Below are 2,700 nucleotides of genomic sequence, written 5' to 3'. Positions count from 1 at the left end.
AGGTCGTTGGTTCAAATCCAGCTCCCGCTACCAAGTTTCTAAAAGAGGCTCACAACTAGGTGGGCCTTTTTGCACAGTGGACTATGGTTTTCTGTGCATAATTGGGGCGATTTACGCCCTTTTTTATTGGCTATCGTGTAGTGTCGGCATTAATTTGGCCAAATCGTCATGTTCCGCTACTACAATCGTTCGCATTGACCTGTAGTGGTCATTTCGGCCATCAAATCGCACAATTTAAACGAGAGTAAATGAAGCTATCAAATAAAACCCAAGCACTTCAGGACTTAATTGCACCGGCAGTGCAGGCCTGTAATGTGGACCTGTGGGGGATTGAATTCATCCCTCAGGGCAAGCGCTCATTATTGCGCATTTATATTGACAAAGCTGTGGATGAAGGCGCTGAGCCGGTCATGAATGAAGACGGCGAGGCCGAACTGGGCCGCGGCATTGGCGTGCAGGACTGCGTGCGTGTGACCCAGCAGGTCGGCGCGATGCTGGATGTGCATGATCCGATTTCCGGCGAATATGCTTTGGAAGTCTCCTCTCCGGGCTGGGACCGTCCGTTTTTCCAGCTTGAGCAGATGTCCGGCTATACTGGCCAGCAGGTTGCATTGCGCCTGATCAGCGCTGTGGAAAACCGCCGGAAGTTCCAGGCAAAACTGATTGCAGTAGACCTTGAAAATGAAATGATTCAGGTTGAAGTTGAAAATCAGCACGTGCTGGACATCGACAGTCACAATATTGATAAAGCACATTTAATCTACCAAGATTAATTCAATAAATAAGAATCTGAACGAATAGGTGGCTTATGGCGCGTGAAATCCTTACCGTAGTAGAGACGGTTAGTAACGAAAAGGGTGTAAGTCGTGATGCAATTTTTGAGGCGCTTGAACAGGCTCTTGTTGCAGCGACGAAAAAGAAATTCTACGAAGGCACCCGCTCTGAAGAAGCTCAGCTTCGTGTGGAAATTGACCGCAAAACAGGTGACTACCGCACTTTCCGTCAATGGGAAGTGGTTGCGGATGAAGATCATGAAATGCCTGCATGCCAGGATGCAATTTCTGATGTTGATCCTGCAAAATGGTCAATTGGCGATATCCGCGAGCTTGAAGTTGAATCGATTGATTTTGGCCGCATCGCTGCGCAAATCGCCAAGCAGGTGATTGTGCAGAAGATCCGTGAAGCGGAGCGCGCGCTGATCGCCGATGCTTATGAATCTAAAGTCGGCGAGCTGATTTACGGCGAAGTGAAAAAGCAGACCAAAGACGGCTTTATCATTGATTTAGGCGACAATGCCGAAGCGTATCTTGCGCGCGAAGAAATGATTGCAAAAGAAATTTTGCGTCCTAAGCAGCGCGTGAATGCGATTCTGTACAGCGTGAACCGCGAAGGCCGCGGCGCTCAATTGCTGCTGTCCCGCGCCAAGCCGGAAATGCTGATTGCCTTGATGAAAAAGGAAATTCCTGAAATTTCTGAAGAAATCATTGAGATTAAAGCAGCAGCGCGCCAGCCGGGTGTTCGTGCTAAAATCGCGGTGAAAACCAACGATCACCGCATTGACCCTGTCGGCGCCTGCATCGGCATGCGCGGCACGCGAATTCAGGCGGTGCAGTCAGAGTTGAATGGTGAGCGCATTGATGTTGTGGTCTGGTCTGATGATGCGGCTCAGTACATCGCCAGCGCTTTAGAGCCTGCTGATGTATCCGGCATTGTGATTGATGAAGAAGAGCGTACTGCGGACATTATTTTCGCTGCCAGCGATCAGCTGGCGCGCGCGATCGGCTCTCAAGGCCAAAATGTGCGCTTAGCGTCTGAATTGACCGGCTACAAGCTGAATATGATGCTGGAAGAAGAGTATCACGCGCGTCAGCAAAACGAAGCGCAGCAGTATTTGGATATGTTTGTAACACGTCTGGATATTGAAGAAGATCTTGCGATGGCGCTGGTGGAAATGGGCTTCACTTCAGTTGAAGAAGTTGCTTATGTTCCTGCAGAAACATTCGAAGAAATTGAACTGGATGCAGAAACTGTTGAACTGCTGCAAGGCCGCGCCAAAGAAGTTGCGCTGGCGGATGCACTGCAGCAGCAGGAAAACATTCAAGAGCCGAGTCCTGAACTTGCTGTGATGGAAGGCATGACTCAAGAGATCGCGTATGCGCTGGCTGCCCGCGGTGTGGTAACTGTAGATGACTTAGCCGATCAGGCCACTGACGATATCGAAGATATTGAAGGCTTAGATGCAGAAAAAGCAGGTCAACTGATTATGAAAGCGCGCGAATCATGGTTTAACTAGGAGGTAATATATGACGGACAAGTCGATTAAAGAGTTAGCGCTCAGCGTGGGCACCCCCGTTGAGAAGCTCCTGGAACAGGTTCGTGACGCAGCTTTACCGCAGCGCAAAGCTGATGACATTATTACCTCCGAACAACAAAATGCTCTCGTCAACCATTTGAAGAAAATTCATGGCCAGGACGATGGACATGCAGGAAAAATCACGTTGAAACGTAAAACGACCAGTACAGCTAAAGTAGCAAGTACATCAGGTAAGGCAAAAACCATTAACGTAGAAGTTCGCAAGAAGCATACGTTTACTAAGCCTGATCCAGAACAGATCAAAGCTGAAGCTTTGGCAAAAGCGCAAGCGGAGCAACAAGCTCGTGCGAACGTTCAAGCTATGGTTGAACCTAAAGCTGAAACTC

Annotated in this window: 3 protein-coding genes; all 3 read left to right on the top strand. The window is 48.9% G+C overall.

Annotation, left to right across the window (positions count from 1 at the left end; translation table 11 throughout):
• Positions 1-248 precede the first annotated feature (248 nt).
• Positions 249-773, top strand: a complete 525-nt coding sequence (rimP, locus tag RSA72_RS14310; RefSeq protein ID WP_332633415.1) for a ribosome maturation factor RimP — start codon at positions 249-251, stop codon at positions 771-773.
• 35 nt (positions 774-808) lie between these two features.
• Entirely contained in the window at positions 809-2,293 is a 1,485-nt protein-coding gene (gene nusA / locus RSA72_RS14305; protein ID WP_332633414.1) for a transcription termination factor NusA, read from the top strand.
• A gap of 10 nt (positions 2,294-2,303) precedes the next feature.
• Positions 2,304-2,700: IF-2-associated domain-containing protein (locus tag RSA72_RS14300; protein ID WP_332633412.1), on the top strand; the 397-nt coding region annotated here is incomplete at its 3' end.

The sequence above is a fragment of the Acinetobacter sp. genome, assembly GCF_036659555.1.
In the GTDB taxonomy this organism is placed as follows: Bacteria; Pseudomonadota; Gammaproteobacteria; order Pseudomonadales; family Moraxellaceae; genus Acinetobacter.
This window is presented reverse-complemented; position numbering and strand designations above follow the sequence as displayed.

Coding starts and splice junctions, on each gene's coding strand:
- nusA (WP_332633414.1), top strand. CDS start 809: ATGGCGCGTGAAATCCTTACCGTAGTAGAGACGGTTAGTAACGAAAAG.
- rimP (WP_332633415.1), top strand. CDS start 249: ATGAAGCTATCAAATAAAACCCAAGCACTTCAGGACTTAATTGCACCG.